This window comes from Capnocytophaga catalasegens (genome assembly GCF_026005215.1).
Lineage (GTDB): Bacteria > Bacteroidota > Bacteroidia > Flavobacteriales > Flavobacteriaceae > Capnocytophaga > Capnocytophaga catalasegens.
This window is the reverse complement of the sequence record NZ_BPMA01000031.1, coordinates 1-24,488: the sequence shown is the minus strand read 5'-3', so window position 1 is coordinate 24,488 and position 24,488 is coordinate 1. Positions and strand designations below refer to the sequence as shown.

The window sequence follows — 24,488 nt, the reverse complement described above, 5'->3', positions numbered from 1 at the left end:
TTAAAATCCTAATTCTATTGAAAAAGTTATTGAGCGTGGTCTGGGGTATGGGCTCATATCTAGTCCAGGAGCCAAGCGAGTAACTGTTCCATAACCTGTATTAGCTTCGGGGTCAAAACCAGAATAACGTGTCCAAAGCCATAAGTTAGATCCTATAACCGATAGTTTCAAATTACTAATTCCTAACGAATTGATATAATCTTGTGGAAGATTATAACTCAACGACAAAGTTTGTAATCGAAGGAATGATCCGTCTTCTACAAGGTCGCTTCTAAAAACGCCTTCGTCCCACGTACCTGACCCTGTAAGTGGATAATTATTCGTTGGATTATCTTGTGACCAAACATTGTCATATACTCGTTTTAGTATATTGTCTGTACTTGTAGTTTTGTTCAAATAATACGCATTTCCATTAACTACATCATTACCATACGACCAACGAAAAAAAGCATATAACTCAATTCCTTTGTAAGAGAATGTATTCCCAATACTTCCTGTATGTGTGGGATTTACATCAGCAATTGGGGTACGGTCATTAGTATCAATAATTCCATCTTTGTTAATATCAACAACTTTAAGCTGCCCCAGTTTCAAATTAGGTCCTGGATATCCATTAAGAACCTCAGTATCAGTATTATATGTCCCATCACTTATATATCCATAATAAATACCCACAGGCAGTCCTACTTGTAATAAGACATCATTGGTTACTTTGCTATTGATTCCTCGACTATAAAATTGTTGATATTGACCTTGTTCTAACGATAGTATTTTATTTTTGTAGAATGAAATATTAAAATCTGTTGTCCAGTTGAATTTAGAACCTCGCAACCAATTGGCTGTAAAGGTAAGGTCTAACCCTTTATTTTCCATTGAACCTGCATTTTTCCAAGCAGTTACATATCCTGACGTTGAAGGAATATTCACTTGCAAAAGCATATCATCTATACGCTTGTAATAAAAATCGGTAGTAAGCGAAAATCGATTGTCAAGTAGTGAAAAATCAAAACCAACATTATATTGTTTCTGACTTTCCCATTTTAAATCATCATTAGCGACATTGGCAGGATAACGTCCTAAATGAATTGATGTACCATTCATAATAGCCTTATTAACAGCCAATTGGGAAAGTGATTGATACGACGGAATTTGATTATTACCTGTCATACCAAAACTTGTTCGCAAACGCAAATTTGATATAAAATCAATATTTTTGATAAATTCTTCTTGTGAAACACGCCACGCCAAACTCACAGCAGGAAAATATGCGTATTTGTTATTTTTACCAAATTTGGAAGACCCATCCATACGTAATGAGGCATTCAATACGTATTTATTATCATACGAATATGTTCCACGACTAATGAGCGATGCGGTTTGATTACCATCGTATGTATAAATAGGTGCATAAGTTACAAGTCCTTGACCAATATCCCAAATACCATTGCGTGTATATTCGTAACCTGTGGCTTTACTATATGTATTGTCCATTTGGTATTGAGAGGCTTCAAAAGCTCCCATTAGTGAAAAATAATGTTTTTTAATGCTTTTATTATATTGTAGACGAGCTTCATATACCCAACTATTTTCTTGAGTATTAGTAATTTCCATACGTCCTTTTTCGGAAAGACCTATCCACGTATCGGGTCCCCAAACTTGAGTTTCTCCGATAGTATGTCTTCGATATGATGCCCCTGTGGTAAATATCAAATCTTTTAGTATTTTGTAATCTATATAGATATTTCCATTAAGTTCGTTATAATTTCGATTTATATCCAATTGGTCTATATATACTAGCGGGCTCATTCGGTTGGCATTGCTGGTATTCATCAAGGTTGAAAACCCAGGGTAAAATACAAATGGCGACCGATACAAAGATGATAATACAACACTCTCTTGCGACCAATGTGTTACTGGATTTTGATCTTTAGAAGCTGAATATGCCAGATTTATCCCCAAATTCATTTTTGAATTTACTTCTTGACTTAGATTAAGACGCGTAGTAAATCGGTCAAAAGCTGAACGCTTAATAAGCCCTTTATTATTCAGATAACCTGCCGATAGCATATATCGCGTATGTGCTGTTCCTCCTGTAATACTTCCATTAAATTCACGTTTTGTACCTATTTGAGTTACATCATCTAACCAATTATGTACCGAAGGGTCATTCCAGCCTTTTTGGTCGATGATATTTTGCCAAAAATCAATTGAATTTTGATTGCCATATGTTCCATAACGGCGCATTTTGTAAGCATATTCTTCGGGAGAAAGTACTTTTAGTGGTATTTGGGGCATCATATCAATTCCACTAGAATGTGTGAATGAAAATTTGGGTTTCGAAAGCGATCTTCCTTGTTTTGTAGTAATGAGAATTACTCCGTTAGAACCACTTGCCCCATAAATAGCTGCTGCTGCATCTTTCAGTACTTCCATTGATTCAATATCGTTAGGATTAAGTCCCAATAACGGATTATTAACTATTTCAGTATCGCTGTTAGTAATACGTTGTGAAGGCATCGGAACACCATCAATTACAAAAAGAGGTTGAGTTCCTCCTGTAATAGAATTAACTCCACGTATCTTAAAGGTAACTCCGCTAGAAATTGAACCATCGTTTGAGGTAATTTGCACACCGCTTATTTTTCCTTGCAGAGCTTGTAGGGTTTGTGTTGAGCCACTTTGTGTCAGCTCTCCTACTTTCACCGAAGATACTGCGGTAGAAATATCGCTTTTGCGTTGTGTCCCATACCCGACAATCACAACTTCTTCCATTTCGAGAAGTTCGGGCTCCAAAACAATTTGAAATTGTCGTTTGTTGCCTACTGATAGCACCTGGTTTTTGTATCCTAAGAAGCTAACTTCTATTTTTTGTGAGGGAAGCAAATTGATTGTAAATTTTCCATCAAAATCAGAAGTAACTCCGTGGGTTGTTCCTTGTACAATAATAGTAGCTCCCGCTAAGGGTTCTTTATTATCGTCAAATACTTGCCCCGAAATACTCACCTGCTGCGCCCACGCACAAAAGATACTAAACACCAATAATAGTGTCAATAAATATTTTGGTTTCATACTTGGTAATGTTAAGTTGTTATTTCAGTACAAAATTACAACAATTTTCAAGCGTAGCGCTTAACTCATTGTACATTTGGCTTGACTTATTGTACGTTTTATTGAAATTTAAGCTCAAAATACACTAAAATAAAGCATTGTTGTTGATTTTTACATTTTTTTTATTTTTGATAAACGCAAATTTTTTTACCGCTTTTTTTCTTTATTATTTTTGATAAATGAATTATAAAATCAGATGTATATACTTAGTATATTATCAAAATAAAAACAAAAATATATAACACACAAAGTATATTTAATAAAATATAATTATATATAATAATATACTCAATATATTGAGTAAATAAAAATAAAAAAATAACAGAAATGTAGTATTTTTTAATATTAACAATTAAATTGAATTAGAAATTAAGTATATTAAGACTTTCATTTTTAAATTATATAAAAAACTTTTTATTTTTTAATAAAAATAAATATATTTATAAAAGAAACCAAGTATCTTCTGTTTTACAAAATATAATAATACAAGAAATTAAAACATTTTCAAAAATAAAAAATTAAAAGATACAAAAACTTAATTTATTATAGAAAACAAAAAAATTATATAGATATTCAAAAAAAATTATAGATATTATTTTTATATTTCAAAAAAAATAGTATTTTTGCAGTGTAAAATTCTTTCAAAATATAAATCAGATATGAAAAAGAAAGCATTAAGTTTTAATTTTCCAAGATTATGGAATAGTGAGTATCCATTAGTTATAGAACGTATCTTAGATATTGTAAAAAGGTATAATCCTGAAGAACTTTATCTAAAAAAGGCATATGATAGATTAGAATCATATCAAGAAGACCTTTCAAAAATTAAAATTCAAGGGAAAACAAGTACTATAACTGAAACTATTACACAAATTGATGACCTAAGAGGTAGATTAACAAAATGTATTTTCAACCTTGTTGATAATTATAAAAAATTAGGTATAGAACCTTATACATCGAATGCTAAGATACTTGACTTATGGTTAAGTAAGTATGGAAAAGGAATTATTCGTGATAATTATACATCTCAAACTGAAAAAACAAATCAATTACTTTCTGATAAGCAAAAGAATATAAAAATAACTGATGCGTTAGAGAATTTGCATTTATTAGATTTAGTAAAAAAATTAGAAAAAGCAAATACAGACTTTGAAGAATTGTTTAGAAATAGAACTGCTGAAATTGCTAAGAATCCAAGCATTGATGTAAAAAGTATTCGCGCTAAAATAGATGATGCTACCAATAAATTATTTACAGCTATTATATTTTGCAAAACAGAACACGAAGATAAAAATTATACACCGCTTATCAATGAGCTAACAGAGCTTTTAAGCTATCATAGAAATCAGATAAAAACACGTACTAATAAATCAAAAGAAGTAAGTTCAGAAGAAAGTAATTAAAAAAAGGAACAAATTTGTTCCTTTTTTATTATGTATCAATCTCAGGATACAAAAAATTATTATATGGAAATCTTGTAACATGTATGTCTTTAACTTTCTCATAAATTTTTTCTCTAAATTCGTCCAAATTTTCTTTATTAGTTGCAGAAATAAAAATAGCATCTCCATTTGTTCGATTCATCCATGTCTGTTTCCAATCAGCAAGTGTAAAATGTTTGCTACTTCTTTGAGTAATTAAATCATCTTCTTCTAAGATTTCATATTTGTAAGCATCTATTTTATTAAAAATCATTATTGTAGGTTTATCTATACTATTTATTTCTGACAGAATCTGATTTACAGAATTGATATGCTCTTCAAAATTGGGGTGTGAAATATCTACTACATGCAAGAGCAAATCAGCTTCACGAACTTCATCTAACGTACTTTTGAATGATTCAATAAGTTGCGTGGGTAGTTTTCTTATAAAACCTACCGTGTCGCTAAGTAAAAAAGGTAGATTTTCAATAACAACTTTACGAACTGTGGTATCAAGCGTAGCAAAAAGTTTATTTTCTGCAAAGACATTACTTTTGCTTATCACATTCATTAGTGTAGATTTCCCCACGTTGGTATACCCGATAAGCGCTACTCGAACCAATGCCCCTCTGTTACTTCGTTGTGTTGCCATCTGTCGGTCAATTGATTCTAATTTTTTTTTCAGAAGAGCGATTCTATCTCTAACAATACGTCTGTCTGTTTCAATTTCAGTTTCACCTGGACCACGCATACCTATTCCACCTCGTTGTCGCTCTAAGTGTGTCCAAAGTCCTGTAAGTCGAGGTAATAAATACTGATATTGAGCTAATTCTACCTGTGTACGAGCATAACTTGTTTGTGCGCGCTGTGCAAAAATATCTAAAATAAGTGTTGTTCTATCTAAAACTTTAATTTGTAGTAATTTTTCAATATTATTCTGCTGTGCAGGTGTAAGTTCATCATCAAATACAATTGTACCTATTTTATTTTCTTCAACAAATAGTTTTACCTCTTCTATTTTACCAGTACCTATAAAAGTTTTTGGATTGGGTGTATCTATTTTCTGAACAAAACGTTTAACAACTTCACCTCCTGCTGTATATGTTAAAAATTCTAATTCATCTAAGTATTCTTTTGATTTTTTTTCATCTTGTTGCTGATGAATAATACCAACAAGTACTACTTTTTCATAATCTAAATTTTTCTTTTCTAGCATTATCTAATTTTTTATGCAAAGATAGTAAATTTCTGATATAAATTCTAATTTTTTATCTATAAAATATTTTATTTTTAAATAAAAAATTATATTTTTGCCTTACTTATATCTTATAAGTAATATAAAATAAAAACTTAATAGCTTTGCTTATGAAAAAAGAATCTAAAAAAGTATATATACCAAAATTTATTTTATTTATAGTAATTTTTTTTATGACTATTAAAATATTTGGACAAGAAGATACAAATCAATTTGAAATAGCATTAGAAAAAATTGAATTTCTACGTGGTGAAAGTAATTTTGACCAAGCACTAAGTTTATTACAACAAATAGAGTCAAAAGCTATAAAAATAAATTCAGATTATTTACCACAAATTTATAGCGAATATGTTAAATTTTATTTTGCTACAAATAATAATTCGTTAGCAAAAGATATGATGTATAAAGCTGAATCTTCTTCCAAAAAATTCAATACACCACAAGCTATTGCATATAAATATTATACAAAGGCTTATTATTATAACTATTTAGATATCCGAAATTTAGCAGTTGAAAATAGTCAAAGTGCATTGGACATTGCTATAAAATATAACTTAGAAAATATAAAACCTCGTATCTATTATATTCTTTACGGAGCATATTCGAACTTTGATCAAGTAAATCAAGCTCAAAATTATGCAAATTTGACTATAAAATATTCCAAAAAAGTTAAAAACTATAATTTGCTTTCTAATGGATATAGCGCTAAATCAATCGTAATGGAATATCTATATAAAAAGGAACAAAATCAAACTTATAAAGATAGTATTTTAATTTATTTGAAAGAATCTTCTTCACTTTATAAAAAATATCCTGATAAAATAAGTACAAAAACTTACGCTATAACAAATATCAATATTGCAAACTATTATTATCAAAACGAAAATATTTCTAAAAAAGATATAAATGATAGCATAAAAAAATATGTCAATATTGCTAAAAATATAACCAAAAATAAAGAAAATACTACCTCAATACAAGCCAATGCAAATGGAATACTTGCTATGCTTGCTCTAAATGAAGGTAATAGTAGCTATGCAGAACAGTTACTTATCAAATCTTTAATTGATCTTAATTTACAAAAAAATCCTGACTATTATACAATAATTTCTATCACTGATGCACTTTCAAACTTATATAAAACAAATAAAAATTATGAAAAAGCATTTTCATTAAAAGAAGAAAAAGAAAAATATACAAATTTATTATATAATCAAAAACAATTAGAAAAAATTTTTAGACTTGAAGCAGAATTTGAAAACAAACAAATAAAACAAGAGATAGAAATAATAACTAAACTTGCCAAAAATAGAAAACTTTTAAACTATTTGTATATAAGTATTACCATATTAGCTCTTTTTTCTTTATTTATCATTTTTATTTTTTATAGAAATAAAACAAAATTACAAACTGAAAAAGAGCTGAGACTCAAAAAAGAAAACGATGAAGCAAAAGCAAAAGCACTTCTTAAAGAAAAAGAAAGACGCTTACTATCTATACAAAAATTACAAATGGAAAAACAAGTAAAAATGCAAATACAACTTGAAAAAGAAGAAAAAGCACGAATGAAAGCTGAAAAAGAACTTTTGTATTTGAAAAATGAACAAATGCAAAAGGAAATACTATTCAATACACTACAAATTGAAAGAAAAAATAAACTCTTAAAAGAAATTAAAGATAGAATAAAAGAAGATGGCGAAAGTTTTAATATTGAACGTATTTTTAGAAATGAAAAATACTTAGAAGAAACAATAAATCAAACAGTTAAAGAATTTCAAGATATACACCCTAACTTTTTTGACAAGTTAAAAAAACTCTCAAATGATAAATTAACCTCTCTTGATTTAAAATATTGTGCTTACATATATCTGAAATTATCAACCAAAGAAATTGCAACTATTTTCAATGTAGAAATTACAAGCGTACGTATGAGTAAATACCGAATAAAACAAAAACTAAATATCAAAACAAATAATACTCTCGAAGATTTTTTACAAAATATTCTCTCTGATAATAGTAAATCTTAGCTCCTTTTTTTGCTATTCTTAAAAGAAAAAGTATTTATACTCTAATTTATATTTTCATAAAGCCATCTTATTGGGTATATTCTAAAAAATAAAACGGGAAATTGTAAAATCCCGTTTTATTTATCTCTTTTATTCCAAACTATAACTTGTTCCGTCTTTTCCGTCTTTAAGCTGAATGCCCAGGGCTTTGAGTTCATCACGAATTTTATCGGACAACGCCCAGTCTTTGTTAGCTCTGGCTTCCAATCGCATATTGATAAGCATTTGCAAAACGCCGTCCAATTTATCGTTGTTTTGAGCATTTTGCTGATTGTCTTCCAACCCTAATACATCAAAAACATACGTGTTTAACGTGGCTATCAACATTTCTTTATCGGTGGCAGAAATCGTTTCTTTTCCGTCTTTGATTAAATTGATAAACTTCACAATTTCAAACAATTGTGCAATCAAAATCGGAGAATTAAAATCGTCTGTCAAGGCTTCTTCACACGTTTTTTTCCACGTTTGCAAGTCGAATGATGATTTTTCAGAAATTGGCAATGTAGGTAAAACTTTTACAGCTTCCATCAGTCGTACAAAACCTTTTTCGGCTGCAAGCATCGCTTCGTTGGAAATGTCCAAAACCGAGCGATAATGAGCCTGCATAAAGCAAAAACGCACCACACTTGGCGAAAAGACTTTTTCAAAAAAGTTGTTTTCACCCGAGATGAGTTGCATCGGCAAAATATAATTTCCAGTAGATTTACTCATTCGTTGTCCATTCATTGTCAGCATATTGGCGTGCATCCAATAGCGAACTGGCGAATGTCCGTGTCCTGCTTTTCCTTGTGCAATTTCGCATTCGTGATGCGGAAATTTTAAATCCATTCCACCACCGTGAATATCAAATTCTTCTCCCAAATACTTGGTACTCATTACAGTACATTCCAAATGCCAACCAGGGAAACCATTGCCCCAAGGTGAAGCCCAACGCATAATATGAGCGGGAGAAGCCTTTTTCCACAAGGCAAAATCTTGCGGATTCCGTTTTTCACCTTGTCCGTCCAAATCGCGGGTATTGGCAAAAAGTTCTTCAATATTTCTGCGAGAAAGTTCGCCATAATTCAGACCTCGACGGTTGTATTCCAACACGTCAAAATATACCGAACCGTTGCTTTCGTATGCAAATCCGTCTTTGATGAGCTTTTCGGTAAGCTGAATTTGTTCCAAAATATGTCCCGTAGCTGTCGGTTCGATGGTAGGCGGTTGCAAGTTAAACATTTCCAAAACCTTGTGAAAATCAACGGTGTATTTCTGCACAATCTCCATCGGTTCGAGCTTCTCCAATCGGGATTGTTTTACGAATCGGTCGTTATCCACATTTCCGTCATCGGTCAAGTGTCCCGCATCGGTAATATTGCGAACGTAACGCACTTTGTAACCCAAATACTTGAGCGTCCGAAAGATAAAATCAAACGACATAAACGTACGCACATTTCCCAAATGCACATTGCTGTACACCGTAGGCCCACAAACGTACATTCCTACATACCCCTCTTTCAAGGGTTTAAACAATTCTTTTTCGCCCGAAAGCGAGTTGTATATTTTTAATTGCATATATTATACTTTATTGAAATTCTTAAAATATTCGCCTATTTCTGGGCGTAGCTCTACTCCTACACGTTCAAAACAACCTAACAGATCTTGATATGTTCCTTGGCCTCCAAGAAAATCCCAAAATTCGTGAGCTACTTTGAGTTCTTTGTCTAAATCTAACATTCCTGCCATAGTCCAACGAGAATAAGGCTTGGGTTCATAAGGATTGTAAGGGATTGCTATTAGTGTATTTATTTTAGCTTCTGGATTTTCTGCTAATACACAAGCTACCCATTCCAGAAGTGTACGTTTAAATTCTTTAAATCCTCCCTTGTTTGGTTTAGCAGTTTTTATATCAAACAAAAAGAGTTCATCAGTTTCACTTTCAAGCCAAATATCAACTTTGGTAGGTTTTACTTTTTTCATTACACCTTGTTGACAAACTTTTCTAATTCGTTCGATTTCTACATCTTTGACAGGTTTATCCGTTGCTGCCGTAAGATTATCTATAATATCTTGAATAACACGCTGTGCTTCTGTGCTAATTTGAGTACCTGCTGTGGCTTGCAACTTTACATTTTTAAACTTACTTTCAGCCAAAGATTTAGCAACAGGCTCAAATATTGTTGTGCCAAAATTGGTATTCAACGAATGAATAAAAGAGAACAACGCCATTCTATCCTGCCCTAAAAGGCGTGTATGAAAAGGCATTACGGCAGGTTCTGGATTATAGTTTTGAAACTTATTCCGCAAACTATGGCGTAAAGTGTTTTCTATGTTAGTTATTTGTTGTGGAGTTAGTGCCATTATCGTCTTTTATATTATCAAAAATTAGCAAATCTATAATAGAGTACCAATCTATATAGTCTCCTATTCTATCTTCAAGTATTTCTATTTCCGATAATGTTAATTTCCTATTGAGAACATCATCTGCTACCTTTTGTAAATCTTCAATTGTAAGAGTATATATAGATTTTTCATAATTAATATCATCCATTTTTTATGCTTTTTTTAAATGAAATATTATCTCTGCATACGCATTTTTATCTTTTTCGGTACGGTTTAGTACCGGACGTTTGTACTGATTGACAATTTGCATTCCTGCTTTTTCGGCGATTTGTGGATACAAATTATATTTATCATTCGCCACCAAAAATACATCATAATCCTCTACTAAATACTTTTTGCAATTGTTTAAAACCATAGAAATGCCTTCTACATACGATTTTTTAGCTTCTTGCCCTTGTCCTTTGAACAGCGGACCGATTTCTTTGTCATCATTGCGTTCAAAACCAAATAAATCATAGGCATAGGCGTGTTGTTCGTGATAGTCAATAAGCCCAACATAAGGAGGCGATGAAAAAATACTTTTTATTTTTTGTTGCTTCACCAATTCGGCAAATTGAGGATATTTTTTTGCTAAATCCTCCTCAATATCAACATTTCTGCTATCGCCTTGCAAACAAATTTGAAAAGTGTTTGTTCGTAAAGTTGCAAACTCTTGAAGTCGTTTGATGGTATCTTTGGAATATGTTTCCCACCATTTAAGGATAGAAAACAATGGTTTACATATTTTCCCGTGTTTTGCACAATAATAAGTGGTCATCACAGGTTCTATAAGTGTTGCTAAATCTGCGTGTGTAGTTGCTCTACAACTGCGAATAGTTCGACTTAGAATAATAGTAACAATATTTTTAGTTCTCGGATTTTCAATTTGTTTTATCAAATCAAACACAAAATCAATCTCCTCTCGGACATTTTTAATGTACCATTTATCCAAAAAACTTTCTGTTTTTTCTTGCTTTAACCGGATATTATATTTCTCAATCAAAGCGTAATATTTTTCTAAAAATAATTGTTCTTTTTCAGCTCCATAAATTTTTCCGTCGATTTCTTTTTGACGAAGTCTGTATTTATAATCCGGAACTGGAAAATACAATTTATTAAATTCATTGAGAGCCTCTAACAATTCCACATCAAAATCAAGGATATGTCTTTCTGCTAAGAATAATTTTAATTTATGAGTTATTTTTCTCGTTTGCTCCTGAATATCAAACAAATCGTATTTACCTACTTTGCTATTTCCTATCAATGTATTGAACATAGAAATATCAATTCCGATAGCGTGAATACCTAATTCAGAGGCTTGTACCATAGTAGTCCCACTTCCTGAAAATGGGTCAAGTACAATATCTCCTTTTTGAAAAAATACCTCTTTTTTAAATTCGTCGGTATGGCTGTCTAAAAAATATTCAACCAATTGCGGAATGAATTTTCCTTTATACGGATGCAAACGATGAACGTGTTTGGTGGTTTCTGATTCTTTATATTGGTCAAACGATAAATGCCAATTCAAATCATATCCCAATTTTTCTTTCCACTCTGATTCTTTGTTGTGTGTCTGTGAATTATAATAGTTTTCTAATTCTTTCTGATAAATTTGAGTAATGCCGTTAGTCTCGATTTTTTTCACCCTCCCATATTGAATCAGATACGAAATATTGGAAGTCGTTACACGCTTACCCGTATATTCCGTAGCCCAAAGACTCGCATCTTTTATTGTAAATAATTGTTCTGGCATTTTACAAAAATATTCGATTATTTTATAAATCACTTCTCCTTTCTATACCCTTCGTAATAATAAGATTGTTCTATTCCTTTGAAAATAATCTCTCTATCGTTTACATTTTCGGTAAGATTTTCTTTCAAAAGAAAACGAATTTCCAAATCATTGATAGGACTGCGTTCCATTGCTTGGAGGTAAAGTGTTTTATCGACAAATTGCCAATTGACCACCTTTTTTAGGTTCTTTTTCAGCATCATATCGAGCCAAATTCGCATAGTTCTGCCGTTGCCTTCCATAAAAGGGTGTGCAATGTTCATTTCCACATATTTGGCAATGATTTTTTCAAACGTAGTTTCAGGCATTTGTTCTATTTTTACTAATATTTCATTGATATACAAACTATTAGCAAATCGAAAACCACCTTTTGAAATGTTTAGTGTTCGAATTTTCCCAGCAAAATCATACAATCCGCCGAACAAATATGCGTGAATTTGTTGCAAACCTTTGGTTGTTCCGATTTCCATTTGGTCAATAGCTCCACTTTCAAACAACTGATAGGCTTTTTCAATACTCTGCTGATCGATGTTTTTCATTTTAATTCTTTTACAAATATATCTTTCCTTCCATAATTCCCACAAAAACAAAAACTTAATATTTTGTTTCCATCTGGATATATTTTAAAAATTCTTTTTTAATGCTTTCTTCTTTAAATTTTCCTCCATATTCTGCTGTAACTGTACTGCTTTCAATATCTTTTATTCCTCTAGAATTCACGCAAAGATGCTTGGCATCAATCACGCAAGCAACATCTTGTGTTCCAAGAACCCTTTGCATTTCTTGTACTATTTGAAGTGTCAATCTTTCTTGTACTTGTGGGCGTTTGGCATAATATTCTACAATTCTATTCATTTTGGAAAGACCTATCACTTTTCCATTAGAAATATATCCTACGTGGGCTCTTCCTACAATCGGTAAGAAATGATGTTCGCACGTTGAATACACTACGATATTCTTTTCTACGAGCATTTCTCCATAATTATAATTATTTTCAAAAGTTGAGGAGCTGGGCTTACGCTTTGGATTTAGCCCACCAAACAATTCTTTTACATAGGCCTTTGCCACACGGCGCGGAGTTCCCTTCAAGCTGTCATCCGTAAGGTCTAGCCCAAGTGTTTGCATAATTTCTGCCATCGATTTCTCTATACGAGCAATTTTTTCTTCTTCTGAAATATCAAAAGCATCACTACGTAAAGGAGTTTTTGCAGAAGTTCCAATATGATTTTCTCCTATAATATCTTCGTGTTCTTTACACATAATTTTTCTTTTAAATTTTTAATCTCTTACATTTTCTATTCTATCAACGATATAAACGGTATTTCCTCGCCAGGGAAGTGTTCCGTGATATTCTTTATAATGCAAATCCAAGTATTTTCCAGCTTTGGATTTCAACTGATTGAAAACCTCTTCATTTTCTATCGAAAATTCAAATTCATAACTCTGCAAAACACCTCCTACTTTGCCTCTTCCAAAACCTTCTTGAATAAGTTTCCCTTCGTATGTTTTGAATATATCTCCTTTATAAACAGCATAGTTCAAATAACCCGACTTGACACCTTCACCAAAAACATAAAAATATTTCCACCAGAAAAAACCTCCTGCTGAACACAATAATACAAAAACCAAAAGAATAAGAATTTTTTTCATTTTTTCGTTTATTTCAATTTATTTAATATTTTTCAGATTTATAACCTCTTGTGCTGTAAGGTGTCTCCAATGTCCTCGTGGAAGATCTTTCTTAGTAAGCCCTGCAAAAGATACTCGGTCAAGTTTTTCGACTTCATATCCCAAATGCTCAAAAATACGTCGAACGATACGGTTTTTTCCGCTATGTATTTTCACTCCGATTTCATTTTTAGGCGAATTTTCAACATAACTAATTTCATCAACCTGAACGAATCCATCTTCAAGAGTAAGTCCTTCTTGTATTTTATAGATATCTTCGCCTGAGAGTTTTTTATTCAACACCACGTGATATATTTTGCGAATTCCGTGTGAGGGATGGGTTAGTTTTTTTGCTAAATCGCCATCATTGGTAAATAAAAGAAGCCCCGTGGTAAGTCTATCAAGCCTTCCTACAGGTTTTATTCGTACCGAAGTAGCACCTGCAACCAAGTCCATTACCGTTTTGCGCCCTTTTTCATCTTCGGTTGTTGTAATAAATCCTTTTGGTTTGTTCAACAAAATATATTCTTTTCTTTCAGAAGAAATTACTTTACCATCAAACTTAACTATATCTGTCGATTTTACACGATATCCCAACTCATTCATTACCTGTCCATTCACTTGAACATTACCTGCAACAATATATTTATCAGCATCACGTCGAGAACAAATTCCCGCGTTAGCAATAAACTTATTCAAACGAATATCTTTCTGCTCTTCTTCGCGGAATTCTTGTTTATTTTGGAATGATTTTTTATATGTATTTATAGAAAAATTATTGTTCTTTTGAAATGTTTTTTCTCTATTATTTGTTTTTGAAAAAGGTTTATTTTTGGTAGAAGATTTCCGTTCAAAAGAATTCTTTTCATTATTATTTCGTTTATTATTCGTTTTACGAAATGATTTATTTGAGTTCATACATAAATTTTTTACAAAGATACTATATTTTAAAGAAAAAGAAAGGTATTATTTGTTTAAAAATAATAACCTACCCAAAGCATACCAACTGATAACAAAGTTAAAATAATAAGCAATGGCATAACAAACTTTAACCACTGATTATAACTAATATTTACCATTGCCAACGACGGCAGAATAAGCCCTATCGGGGTAATGAAACTCATCAGTCCCATCCCGAAAAGATATGCATTGACTACATTTTGCCCTTCAATACCCACTACGGTAGCCAGCGAACCCATTATCGGCATTGTAACTACTGCCATTCCTGACGAAGAAGAAATGAAAAGTGTTAGTATCCCGAAAACGCACATCAGTACAGGCAGAAAAAGCACAGGTGACATCCCCCCTACCAAATTGGTCGAATAATGCAAAATCGTATCTGAAATTTGTCCGTCATTGAGAATAAACGTAACTCCACGAGCTATCCCGATGATGAAAGCGACGCCCAGCAAATCCTTCGCTCCTGCTATAAAATCAGTAATAAATTGTTCTTCTCCCATACGTTGGAACAAAGCAATACACACCGAAGCTACTAAGAATAATGCGGTCATCTCCTCGAACCACCACCCCCAACGGGCTACACCCACAATCATAATCAGAAATGACAGAGCGAAAACGGTCAGTAGCAACTTGCTTGAAAGTTTTAGTTTTTCGACAGGAGCCGCTTTTTCTATGGATAATGATTCAGGTAGAGGCGTTCCGTAAGCGATAGATAATTGCGGATTTTTCTTTACTTTTTCGGCATATCGGATAATATAAACGATTGTGATTACTAACGAAGTTACCAGCATAATTACGCGAGTTGTAGCTCCCGTAGTCCAGTCCACTCCTGCCGCATCTGAAGCTATAATCACCGAAAACGGATTTATAGTAGCCGCCATTGAACCTACTGATGAACCCAAATAAATCACCGCCAAAGGTACCATCAAATCATACCCCGCCGCTAAAAATACCGGAATCAGAATCGGATAAAAAGCCAAAGTTTCTTCGGCAAGACCAAAAGACGTACCTCCCAAAGCGATGAGCGTACACACGATGATAATCAAAATTCCCTCACGCCCTTTGAGCCTATATGATAAATAGCCCACGCCTTCGTTAAGGGTTCCTGAATTGTTAAAAACTCCGATAAATCCGCCTAAAATAAGTACAAACAAGATAATATCAATCGTTTCATAAATTCCTTTTATGGGAGCGAACAAGATTTCTTTAATTCCCTGAGGCTGTGATTCGCTTTCCTTATAGGTATTTGGGATGGATACCGGTTTTTTGATTTTTCCTTCTTTGAATTTGCTAATGTCGATAGCTATGGATTTTTCGTCCAATACTTGTTGTGTGGCAGGTAAAGTTTGCGTAGTTTCTTTTGATTTTAGCACAAAAACATCTTGCGTACTATCATAAGTCAACGTATCATACGCTCCCGAAGGAAGTAAATAGGTCAATAAAGCTGCAAAAACAATCACTATCATAAGGACAGTGTAAGGGGTCGGAAATTTTAAAACACGTTTCATTCAAAGAAATTTTATGGCGCAAAGATAGTATTTTTTTTACACAAAAATAGTATTTTTGCTCCAATGATACCTCAACGAAAAATAATTCATATTGATATGGACGCTTTTTTTGCATCTGTAGAGCAACTCGATAACCCAGAATTACGAGGTAAACCTATTGCCGTGGGTGGAGGCGAAAAACGAGGTGTGGTAGCCGCTGCAAGCTATGAAGCTCGAAAATATGGCGTACGAAGTGCTATGAGTGGAGCAATTGCTTTGCGTTTATGTCCTACGATTATCTTTGTCAAACCTCGATTCGATAGGTATCGAGAAATTTCTATGCAAATTCGTGAGATTTTCTACGAATATACAGACCTTGTCGAGCCTCTTTCCCTTGATGAAGCCTACCTTGATGTTACTATCAACAAAAAAAATAATCCATCTGCAACAATTATTGCACAAGAAATTCGACAGAAAATATATCAATGTACTGGACTTACAGCCTCAGCGGGGATTTCGATTAATAAATTTGTAGCCAAAATAGCTAGTGATTATAACAAACCCAACGGACAGAAAACCATTGTTCAAGACGAAGTAATTCCTTTTTTAGAAAAATTAGATGTTCGTAAATTTTATGGTATTGGTAAAGTAACTGCTCAGAAAATGTATCAAAAAGGGATATTCACAGGTAAAGATTTGTTATCCAAAGATTTAGATTATCTAAAAGAGCATTTCGGCAACCGCGGATTGTATTTCTATCAATTGGCACGAGGTATTCATCAAAGCCCTGTTAATGCTGTTCATATAGCCAAATCGGTTGGTGTAGAACATACTTTTGAAGAAAATCTGACAAGTGAAATACGTATACTGGAACACTTAGAAATTATAAGCCAAGAGTTGTATCATCGGCTAAATCGTAAAAATGTTTCGGGAAAAACCATTACTCTCAAACTAAAATATAGTGATTTTACCACACAAACTCGCAGTAAATCTGTCTCATATTTCGTTTTAGACCCCAAAATGATTTTGGATATTGTAAAAGAGCTTTTGTTTCAGAAAAAACCACAAGACTCTGTACGCTTGCTCGGTATTTCAATCTCAAACCTTAACAATGTACCTACTGCTGACAAAAAACCAAAATATATTCAACTAAAATTTGATTTTTGAAAAAAACCGATGCCCTTAAAAACATCGGTTATAAAATATCAAACTAAAAAACATTATAATTCATATCTGAATTGTTCCAAAAATCGAACATCATTCTCATAAAACATTCGTATATCTCCTATTTGGTACAGAAGCATTGCGATACGCTCTACTCCCATTCCGAAAGCAAAACCTGTATATTTTTCAGAATCTATATTGCAATTTTTCAACACATTAGGGTCTACCATTCCGCATCCCATTATTTCGAGCCAACCTGTACCTTTGGTTATTCGATAGTCAATTTCGTTATTCAAACCCCAATAAATATCAACCTCTGCCGAAGGTTCAGTAAAAGGAAAATATGAGGGACGCATACGAATTTTTGACTTGCCAAACATTTCTTTGGTAAAATACAGAAGTGTTTGTTTTAAATCAGCAAACGAAACATCTTTATCTACATAAAGCCCCTCTATCTGATGGAATAAACAATGCGAACGTGCCGAAATAGCTTCATTGCGAAACACGCGCCCGGGGGAAATCGTCCGAATGGGTGGTGTATGAGTTTCCATATATCGTACTTGCACGGAACTCGTATGAGTTCTCAAAAGAATATCTGGATTTGTTTGAATAAAAAACGTATCTTGCATATCTCGTGCAGGGTGATATTCAGGCAAGTTTAGTGCTGTGAAGTTATGCCAATCATCTTCCATTTCAGGGCCTTCAGAAACGTTAAATCCTATATTTGCAAAAATTTCTGTAATCTGATTTTTTACAATAGATATCGGATGGCGAGAGCCTATCAAAACAGGAGTTGCTGGACGTGTAAGGTCACCATAAACTCCTTGTTTTTCGGTATTGTTTTCAAGCAAATCACGTAATTGCTGTATTTTCTCTTCTGCTTTGGCTTTGAGTTCATTTATTGCCTGTCCAAACATCTTTTTCTCTTGTACAGGAACCGATTTAAAATGTGCAAAAAAATCATTCAACACACCTTTTTTTCCTAAATATTCTATTCGGAATTGCTCAATTTCTTCTTTTTTTGCTGATGTAAAAGCTTCAACCTTAGCGATATGTTCTTTTATTTTATCAATCATATAAGTGATACAAATTTTCGAGGTGCAAAGATAGAAGTTTTTTTCAAAACTTACTACCCCATAATATATTTTTTAAAACCTATCTAAACTTTTCTAATAAATCTCATTATAATCCCTAAATACAGTATTGTATTCCAAGTTATATTTAGGGTTTTACACCTGAAAATAAATTCATTAAATCTATCAATCTTAGCAAAACTCAATTCTATTTTAAACCAATTTTATACAATTTTTCATCAAAAACACAAAAAATTTCTGCATTTATTTAAATTTTTAGGAATATTTTTCTATTATTCTTTTCCATTTTAAAAATATATAAACTATTGACTATCAAGTCCTTTATTGGTATTTAGAAATAAACCTTTTGCGATCAATATCCGCTTCTTCTAAAAGAAGAAAAATTTCTTCCAAAATTATCTCTATTCTATCTTGTTCTAATCATGATAATACTCGATTTTGGATTATTAAAAGCTAAAATTTAACCTAAATTATCTACCAAAAAGATAGAATTTGTGGTAAAAGCTCTCTTTCTTGCGTGATATCTAGCAGAAGTTTCCTTATATTGGCAATCTGATTTAATTATCAGTAAAAAAATAAAAATTAAATCTTAATCTACCCCCCTTCCTCTTTCCAAATCTCAAATATAGTAATATCCATTTTTAATTGTATCTTTGCTCAAAGTTCCTTGAATATTAGTGTGTTTGGAAGTTTTATTACTCAGAAAAGTATAGACAAGTTTAATACTTAATTTAAAATTCTCTTTTTTAATTTTTTTTTTTGAGAAAAAATATATACCTTTGCCCCGATTTAATAACCTTACTTTTTTTCTTTGAATATAAAGTTAACTCAAAATAAAACTAATAAAAATTTCAACAGTATGAAAAAATATTTTTTACATCTATTGTTATCACTTGTAACAATTATCATTACTAGTTGTAGTAAAGATAGCACTACAACATTAGCTCTTGAAAAGACTCAATTAAGCTTGGAAAATGGACAAAGTTCTACCATAAAAATCACTTCGGGTAACGGTGATTATACTCTTAAACAGACCGATGAAACTATTGCACACGTAAGTATTTCGGTTGACAAAAAAAATTTGGTAATAAAAGCGTTAAAAGTAGGAAATTCTGATATTAGTGTTACTGATAAACAGAGTAATACAATGCAAATACTTAAACTTACTGTAACTCCTTATGTAACAAAACCAACAGATTATGAAGTTGAAGGTACAACACTTAAACGTTGGAAAAACTCAGGCATTACTTCTCTTGATATGCAATCAGATCCTGTTTTAAGTAAAATAACTGCCATTAGCGAAGATGCTTTTGATAATCAAACAAACTTAATATCTATTACTTTACCTAGTAGTTTAACTACTATTGGACGTGCTGCCTTTGCAAAAACAGGTTTATTATCTATTGAAATACCCAGAAGTGTAACTACTATTTCAGAATATGCTTTTGCAGAGAGTTCTTTAACTAAAGTTACACTTCATGAAGGACTGACCTCCATTAACGGGAATACTTTTTTAGGAACTAAATTAGTCTCTGTTACTGTTCCAAAAGGAGTAAAGACTATTAGAGAGAATGCCTTTAGTCATTGTACCGACTTGAAAGAAATAACATTACCTGAAACTATTATGGAAATTGGTAAAGAAGTTTTTGAAGGAAATACAGAACTTAGAACCATAACTATAGAGGCAACAACTCCTCCTACCTTGGGTGAAAATGCTTTCCTAAATACACCCAAATTAGAAACTATTTATGTTCCACAATCTGCGATACATACTTATATTGGTAGTAACACTAATGACAAGTATTGGCAGCAATTTCAACTAAAAATTAAAGGAAAATGAGAAATTAATTATTATTAATACACCGCTTTTTAGCGGTGTATTTTATTCCTTAATCAATTATCAATTCCCTATAAAGAGAGACTACTAACTTTTATTGATGAAATGATTTTGATTTTTTGAAAATTAAACGAAGAATTTAGATTTTCGTGATACAAAACATAAAAAAATAAATCTTTATTTGTAATACTTAAGAGATACTACCTCACTTACGTAATAAAAGAAAAAAAGATTTTAAGTCAAAAATTCCTATTAGTGAGATAATTAACTGTAAAAAATAAACATTAAATGGGAGTTTTTATTTGTAAACAAATCGTTTTCGGACAATGCCTTAAGCTATAAAACTGTATTTGGACATTGCTGAAAAAGGTGCAAGGAAGGTGTTTGGAGCATTTCTTGAATAGAAATTTTAAAGTAAATCTAAATTAAACTTTTTGAGTTGTTATTTTGATAGAAATCAAAATTCTGTAAAGAAAGGAGGATACCAGGCTGAATAGTAAGCATAGAAAAAACAAGAACAACTGATAGTTTATGTCTGTATCTGTCTGACTGACAAGATGTAATAATACTAAAATATCCTATTTCATTTCACAGAATCATTATGATTTTAATATTGATGCTTATTTTGAAGTAATTACCTCTGTTTTAGAAAAAGCTAAAATCTTATTGATTAGAAGAAAAAACAATGTCAAAAGGCATAAGCTAATATTTGTGAAAACAAGCGAAATAAAAAACATCAAAACAAGAAAAAGAATCCTATTTTGATGAAAAATTGTACAAAGAGTAGTATGCTAAAAAAGCAATGTTTGGTTGGATAGTTTTAGTTTGATTCTAAATCGTTTTGATACAGCTGTAAGTAATTTTGGTTTTACTTATTTTCCTTTTATAGTTTTAGGTTTGAGAAAATTTAGGAAGAACAAAAAGTTGAGACGAATTCTATTGTATATCATTAATCAAAAATAAATTTATATATTTGCTTAAAAGTTAGAAGTTACAAATATTTTTAGTTTTACAACACACAACAAGATTGCCTCAATCATTTCAAGACTCAATATGATAAGATTGGCATCATCCATAAAAAAGTGCTATGGCACAACACATTACTGACACAAAAGCATCTGGACATATGAGAGTTAAAAAACGATAAAAGTCGAACCTCTTTACAAATCGGAATCATTATGCAAAGCTCAAATCTCTCATTTTTAGTTAGATAATAGTTCACAAGTTGCAAAAACTATAGGAAATCGCAATAAATGCCACACTCTAAAGAATATGATTGAGATTAATTAAGGTTATTTTACAATAGAATTCTCTGAAATAGAAAAAGATAACCACTAAACAAAATTGTGGAACAGTTAGTAATAATGACGGAAAGTATTTCAAAAATAGGCAAAAAGAGAAGGTTTTAGAAACAGACGTACATCGCAAAGCATTGATTTTTTTGCACTTATCAGAATAGGGTTGCTTATTTGGAGAGTAGTTTTTTCCTTAAACAGAAAGCATTTTGTAGATATTCAAGTGACAAGTGATTTATTCATTATAAAAAAGGCACCCCAAAAATCCATCCGTGGCAAGATTTTACGGGAAATGTCGATATGAATCCTTCCAGACGTCATATTACCTTTTATTTGCACAGCATTCGAAAGGTAGAAAAAAGAGCTAATATGTATATGATTTGTGATGTAATTAATTTGTTTTCAGCAGATAACATTTTAGAAATAGAACGAATTTCTCGTCAGCGAATCACCGAAAATAAAGACGTTAACAAATTTGCATTTTAACAATGAAAGGAACGATACCTCATCAACTCAATTACATAATTAATGGCGAAAATATAGAATTTGTCAGCTTTTCCCAACGAAATGCCACTTGGAGCAATACGATATTTTCATTTCTTATGGGATTGATTTTCATTGTAATGGGCATTTTTGTTTTAAATTTCGAAATGGGTTTGTTTGCCTTTCTTCGAGGAGAATATGACCAAACAACTAATATTATGGAACTTATTTCGGAGAGTAGATTGCCCGTGTTGGTTATAGGAAGTTTATTTTCGCTTGCGGGTATGTGGGTTTCTGTGTCAGCTATCTTTATGATTTTCAGCGAAGGAGGCTATTTTGTAGGCACTCCCACAAGGCTTATTCATTACAAAAAAGGAGATGTGAGAATCTATGTGTGGGAACTTTTTACCGATGAAATAAAGGTGGATATAGACAAAAAACACATTCGATTTACCTTAAAAATAGGCAAGTATGAAAGGCAAGATAAACACGAAGTTTTTGTTCCAAGCAAAATCGAAATTGTTTCAGCAGAAAATGTTTCAAAAATAGAAAGAGTGGCTCGTGAGCAAATTGCTTCGCTAAGTTATTCAGAAAAATAACCCCGAAAAATAAGATTCCTTGACCGAAATTAACCTTTAGTTGTCAAAAAATAATTATTTTTGCATTTTAAAATTTACAAACAATGTCAGAAGAAGTAAAATCAAACAATTTTATTGAGAATATTATTGAGGAAGATTTATCTAATGGATTCCCTCACAATGGATTACGTTTTCGTTTTCCGCCAGAACCCAACGGATATTTGCACATCGGACACGCAAGTTCTATTTGTCTGAATTTCGGTTTGGGATTGCGTTACAAAGCTCCTGTAAACCTGCGTTTTGACGATACCAATCCAAGTAAAGAAGAACAAGAATACGTTGATGCTATCCGTAGAGACGTGGAATGGCTTGGTTATCAGTGGGATAGAGAATGCTATGCTTCCGATTATTTTCAGGAATTGTATGATTGGGCGGTGCTTCTTATCAAAAAAGGAAAGGCGTATGTAGATGGGCAAACTTCCGAGCAAATCGCCTCGCAAAAAGGAACGCCCACACAGGCAGGAACAGAAAGTCCGTACCGAAATACATCAGTAGAGGAAAATCTAGCCCTTTTTGAGCGAATGAAAAATGGCGAATTTCCGAACGGAAAATACGTACTTCGTGCCAAAATCGATATGGCTTCGTCGAATATGCTGATGCGTGACCCGATTATTTACCGCATTATGCACTCGGTTCACCATCGTACTGGAAATCAGTGGTGTATATACCCGATGTACGACTGGGCTCACGGCGAAAGCGACTATTTGGAGCAAATTTCGCACTCGCTTTGTACGCTCGAATTTTTGCCACATCGCGAGTTGTACGATTGGTTTTTAAACCAAATTATCGATGAAAATAAAGTACGTCCGAAACAACGCGAGTTCGCTCGTCGTAATCTGAGTCATACGGTGGTGAGCAAACGCAAATTGTTGCAATTGGTAAACGAAAAGCACGTGGCAGGTTGGGACGACCCGCGTATGCCTACCATTTCGGGGCTTCGTCGCAGAGGTTATACGCCCAATTCGATTCGTAAATTTGCAGATACTATCGGAATTGCAAAACGTGAAAATCTTATAGATGTCTCATTATTAGAGTTTTGCATTCGCGAAGATTTGAACAAAACCGCCAATCGTGTAATGGCTGTGCTTGACCCCGTGAAGGTTATCATCACGAATTATCCCGAAGGAAAAGAAGAATGGTTAGATGCCGAAAATAATCCTGAGGAAGAAGTACTTACTTACCGAAAAGTGCCTTTTTCAAGAGAAATTTTCATCGAAAGAGAAGATTTTAAAGAGGAAGCAAATAACAAGTTTTTCCGTTTGAAATTGGGTGGAGAAGTTCGTTTGAAAAATGCGTATATCATTAAAGCAGAGCAAGTTGTAAAAGATAACGAAGGAAATATTACTGAAATTCATTGTACGTACGACCCTGAAAGTCGCAGCGGAAGTGGCACTGAGGCAAGCCAACGCAAGGTAAAAGGAACGCTACATTGGGTTTCTGTACCACACGCGGTGGAGGCTGAGGCTCGTATTTACGACCGACTTTTCACTGTGGCAGAGCCAGACCGCCAAGAGAAAGATTTTTTGGAATACGCAAATCCGGATTCGTTAAAAGTGGTAACGGCTTATGTGGAGCCAAGTCTGAAAGAAGCCAACGTGGGCGACAAATTCCAGTTCCAACGATTGGGATATTTCAGCGTAGACCCCGACACTACTGCCGACAAATTGGTATTCAACAAAACCGTAGGGCTGAAAGATACGTGGGCGAAGATTGAAGTGAAGGAGTAGATGAAAAATCAGTTGTTCGGAATTTCCGAATAACTACCTAAAAAAGTAAAGTTGAAGTATCTAATGATTTTCTTTTTGATTTAAACTTAAAAAATTTAGCCTTGTTAATTAAATATTGTTTATTATATT

Annotated in this window: 19 protein-coding genes; 7 read left to right on the top strand and 12 right to left on the bottom strand. The window is 32.7% G+C overall.

The window, feature by feature from the left end:
* Positions 1-3,069, bottom strand: coding sequence for a SusC/RagA family TonB-linked outer membrane protein (locus OO775_RS09290; protein WP_264846805.1), 3,069 nt, complete (start codon positions 3,067-3,069; stop codon positions 1-3).
* A 698-nt stretch (positions 3,070-3,767) separates the two neighbouring features.
* Between OO775_RS09290 and OO775_RS09285 the strand changes: the two genes are divergently transcribed.
* A complete protein-coding gene (locus OO775_RS09285) occupies positions 3,768-4,511 on the top strand; it encodes a DUF6261 family protein (RefSeq protein ID WP_264846804.1) in 744 nt (247 codons plus the stop codon).
* 28 nt (positions 4,512-4,539) lie between these two features.
* Here the strand turns inward: OO775_RS09285 and hflX are convergent, their stop codons facing one another.
* Complete coding sequence (gene hflX / locus OO775_RS09280; RefSeq protein WP_264846803.1) at positions 4,540-5,745, bottom strand: GTPase HflX; 1,206 nt, start codon at positions 5,743-5,745, stop codon at positions 4,540-4,542.
* Positions 5,746-5,957: 212 nt separating this feature from the next.
* Between hflX and OO775_RS09275 the strand changes: the two genes are divergently transcribed.
* Positions 5,958-7,811, top strand: coding sequence for a hypothetical protein (locus OO775_RS09275; RefSeq protein WP_264846802.1), 1,854 nt, complete (start codon positions 5,958-5,960; stop codon positions 7,809-7,811).
* A gap of 129 nt (positions 7,812-7,940) precedes the next feature.
* On the opposite strand, the gene cysS is transcribed toward OO775_RS09275, so the two are convergent.
* The 9 genes from cysS to OO775_RS09230 are packed head-to-tail and all read right to left on the bottom strand — an operon-like array spanning position 7,941 to position 16,142.
* Entirely contained in the window at positions 7,941-9,407 is a 1,467-nt protein-coding gene (gene cysS, locus OO775_RS09270) for a cysteine--tRNA ligase (protein WP_264846801.1), read from the bottom strand.
* A gap of 3 nt (positions 9,408-9,410) precedes the next feature.
* Positions 9,411-10,193: a TdeIII family type II restriction endonuclease gene (locus OO775_RS09265; RefSeq protein ID WP_264846800.1), complete on the bottom strand. Its 783-nt coding sequence runs from the start codon at positions 10,191-10,193 to the stop codon at positions 9,411-9,413.
* Entirely contained in the window at positions 10,165-10,383 is a 219-nt protein-coding gene (locus OO775_RS09260) for a hypothetical protein (protein WP_264846799.1), read from the bottom strand. Before OO775_RS09260 ends, OO775_RS09265 begins: the two co-directional genes overlap by 29 nt.
* A 3-nt stretch (positions 10,384-10,386) precedes the next feature.
* Positions 10,387-11,967, bottom strand: a complete 1,581-nt coding sequence (locus OO775_RS09255) for a DNA methyltransferase (protein WP_264846798.1) — start codon at positions 11,965-11,967, stop codon at positions 10,387-10,389.
* A gap of 29 nt (positions 11,968-11,996) precedes the next feature.
* Entirely contained in the window at positions 11,997-12,545 is a 549-nt protein-coding gene (gene fic / locus OO775_RS09250) for a protein adenylyltransferase Fic (RefSeq protein ID WP_264846797.1), read from the bottom strand.
* 55 nt (positions 12,546-12,600) lie between these two features.
* Entirely contained in the window at positions 12,601-13,266 is a 666-nt protein-coding gene (gene folE / locus OO775_RS09245) for a GTP cyclohydrolase I FolE (protein WP_373874563.1), read from the bottom strand.
* Between the two features lie 18 nt (positions 13,267-13,284).
* Positions 13,285-13,656: a hypothetical protein gene (locus OO775_RS09240; RefSeq protein ID WP_264846796.1), complete on the bottom strand. Its 372-nt coding sequence runs from the start codon at positions 13,654-13,656 to the stop codon at positions 13,285-13,287.
* A gap of 18 nt (positions 13,657-13,674) precedes the next feature.
* On the bottom strand, positions 13,675-14,592 hold the full coding sequence (locus OO775_RS09235; protein WP_264846795.1) for a pseudouridine synthase: 918 nt from the start codon (positions 14,590-14,592) through the stop codon (positions 13,675-13,677).
* Between the two features lie 56 nt (positions 14,593-14,648).
* Positions 14,649-16,142 (bottom strand): YfcC family protein, encoded by a 1,494-nt coding sequence (locus tag OO775_RS09230; RefSeq protein WP_264846794.1) that lies wholly within the window; start codon positions 16,140-16,142, stop codon positions 14,649-14,651.
* A gap of 63 nt (positions 16,143-16,205) precedes the next feature.
* Between OO775_RS09230 and dinB the strand changes: the two genes are divergently transcribed.
* Positions 16,206-17,288, top strand: coding sequence for a DNA polymerase IV (dinB, locus tag OO775_RS09225; protein ID WP_264846793.1), 1,083 nt, complete (start codon positions 16,206-16,208; stop codon positions 17,286-17,288).
* Positions 17,289-17,341: 53 nt separating this feature from the next.
* Here the strand turns inward: dinB and pheS are convergent, their stop codons facing one another.
* On the bottom strand, positions 17,342-18,361 hold the full coding sequence (gene pheS, locus OO775_RS09220; protein ID WP_264846792.1) for a phenylalanine--tRNA ligase subunit alpha: 1,020 nt from the start codon (positions 18,359-18,361) through the stop codon (positions 17,342-17,344).
* 877 nt (positions 18,362-19,238) lie between these two features.
* On the opposite strand from pheS, the gene OO775_RS09215 reads away from it, so the two are divergent.
* From OO775_RS09215 to OO775_RS09200, 4 genes are all read left to right on the top strand, one after another.
* Positions 19,239-20,219, top strand: a complete 981-nt coding sequence (locus OO775_RS09215; RefSeq protein WP_264846791.1) for a leucine-rich repeat domain-containing protein — start codon at positions 19,239-19,241, stop codon at positions 20,217-20,219.
* Between the two features lie 1,592 nt (positions 20,220-21,811).
* The gene (locus OO775_RS09210) at positions 21,812-21,997 is read left to right on the top strand and encodes a hypothetical protein (RefSeq protein ID WP_264846790.1); all 186 of its coding nucleotides are present in this window, start codon (positions 21,812-21,814) and stop codon (positions 21,995-21,997) included.
* Positions 21,998-21,999: 2 nt separating this feature from the next.
* Positions 22,000-22,593 carry a hypothetical protein gene (locus tag OO775_RS09205; protein ID WP_264846789.1) on the top strand — a complete coding sequence of 198 codons (594 nt, stop codon included), beginning with the start codon at positions 22,000-22,002 and terminating at the stop codon, positions 22,591-22,593.
* A gap of 83 nt (positions 22,594-22,676) precedes the next feature.
* Complete coding sequence (locus tag OO775_RS09200) at positions 22,677-24,359, top strand: glutamine--tRNA ligase/YqeY domain fusion protein (RefSeq protein ID WP_264846788.1); 1,683 nt, start codon at positions 22,677-22,679, stop codon at positions 24,357-24,359.
* The last annotated feature ends 129 nt before the right edge of the window (positions 24,360-24,488 follow it).

Coding starts and splice junctions, on each gene's coding strand:
- OO775_RS09215 (WP_264846791.1), top strand. CDS start 19,239: ATGAAAAAATATTTTTTACATCTATTGTTATCACTTGTAACAATTATC.
- hflX (WP_264846803.1), bottom strand. CDS start 5,745: ATGCTAGAAAAGAAAAATTTAGATTATGAAAAAGTAGTACTTGTTGGT.
- OO775_RS09230 (WP_264846794.1), bottom strand. CDS start 16,142: ATGAAACGTGTTTTAAAATTTCCGACCCCTTACACTGTCCTTATGATA.
- OO775_RS09240 (WP_264846796.1), bottom strand. CDS start 13,656: ATGAAAAAAATTCTTATTCTTTTGGTTTTTGTATTATTGTGTTCAGCA.
- OO775_RS09255 (WP_264846798.1), bottom strand. CDS start 11,967: ATGCCAGAACAATTATTTACAATAAAAGATGCGAGTCTTTGGGCTACG.
- OO775_RS09210 (WP_264846790.1), top strand. CDS start 21,812: ATGAATCCTTCCAGACGTCATATTACCTTTTATTTGCACAGCATTCGA.
- fic (WP_264846797.1), bottom strand. CDS start 12,545: ATGAAAAACATCGATCAGCAGAGTATTGAAAAAGCCTATCAGTTGTTT.
- OO775_RS09285 (WP_264846804.1), top strand. CDS start 3,768: ATGAAAAAGAAAGCATTAAGTTTTAATTTTCCAAGATTATGGAATAGT.
- OO775_RS09260 (WP_264846799.1), bottom strand. CDS start 10,383: ATGGATGATATTAATTATGAAAAATCTATATATACTCTTACAATTGAA.
- pheS (WP_264846792.1), bottom strand. CDS start 18,361: ATGATTGATAAAATAAAAGAACATATCGCTAAGGTTGAAGCTTTTACA.
- OO775_RS09290 (WP_264846805.1), bottom strand. CDS start 3,069: ATGAAACCAAAATATTTATTGACACTATTATTGGTGTTTAGTATCTTT.
- OO775_RS09235 (WP_264846795.1), bottom strand. CDS start 14,592: ATGAACTCAAATAAATCATTTCGTAAAACGAATAATAAACGAAATAAT.
- OO775_RS09205 (WP_264846789.1), top strand. CDS start 22,000: ATGAAAGGAACGATACCTCATCAACTCAATTACATAATTAATGGCGAA.
- cysS (WP_264846801.1), bottom strand. CDS start 9,407: ATGCAATTAAAAATATACAACTCGCTTTCGGGCGAAAAAGAATTGTTT.
- folE (WP_373874563.1), bottom strand. CDS start 13,266: ATGTGTAAAGAACACGAAGATATTATAGGAGAAAATCATATTGGAACT.
- dinB (WP_264846793.1), top strand. CDS start 16,206: ATGATACCTCAACGAAAAATAATTCATATTGATATGGACGCTTTTTTT.
- OO775_RS09200 (WP_264846788.1), top strand. CDS start 22,677: ATGTCAGAAGAAGTAAAATCAAACAATTTTATTGAGAATATTATTGAG.
- OO775_RS09275 (WP_264846802.1), top strand. CDS start 5,958: ATGACTATTAAAATATTTGGACAAGAAGATACAAATCAATTTGAAATA.
- OO775_RS09265 (WP_264846800.1), bottom strand. CDS start 10,193: ATGGCACTAACTCCACAACAAATAACTAACATAGAAAACACTTTACGC.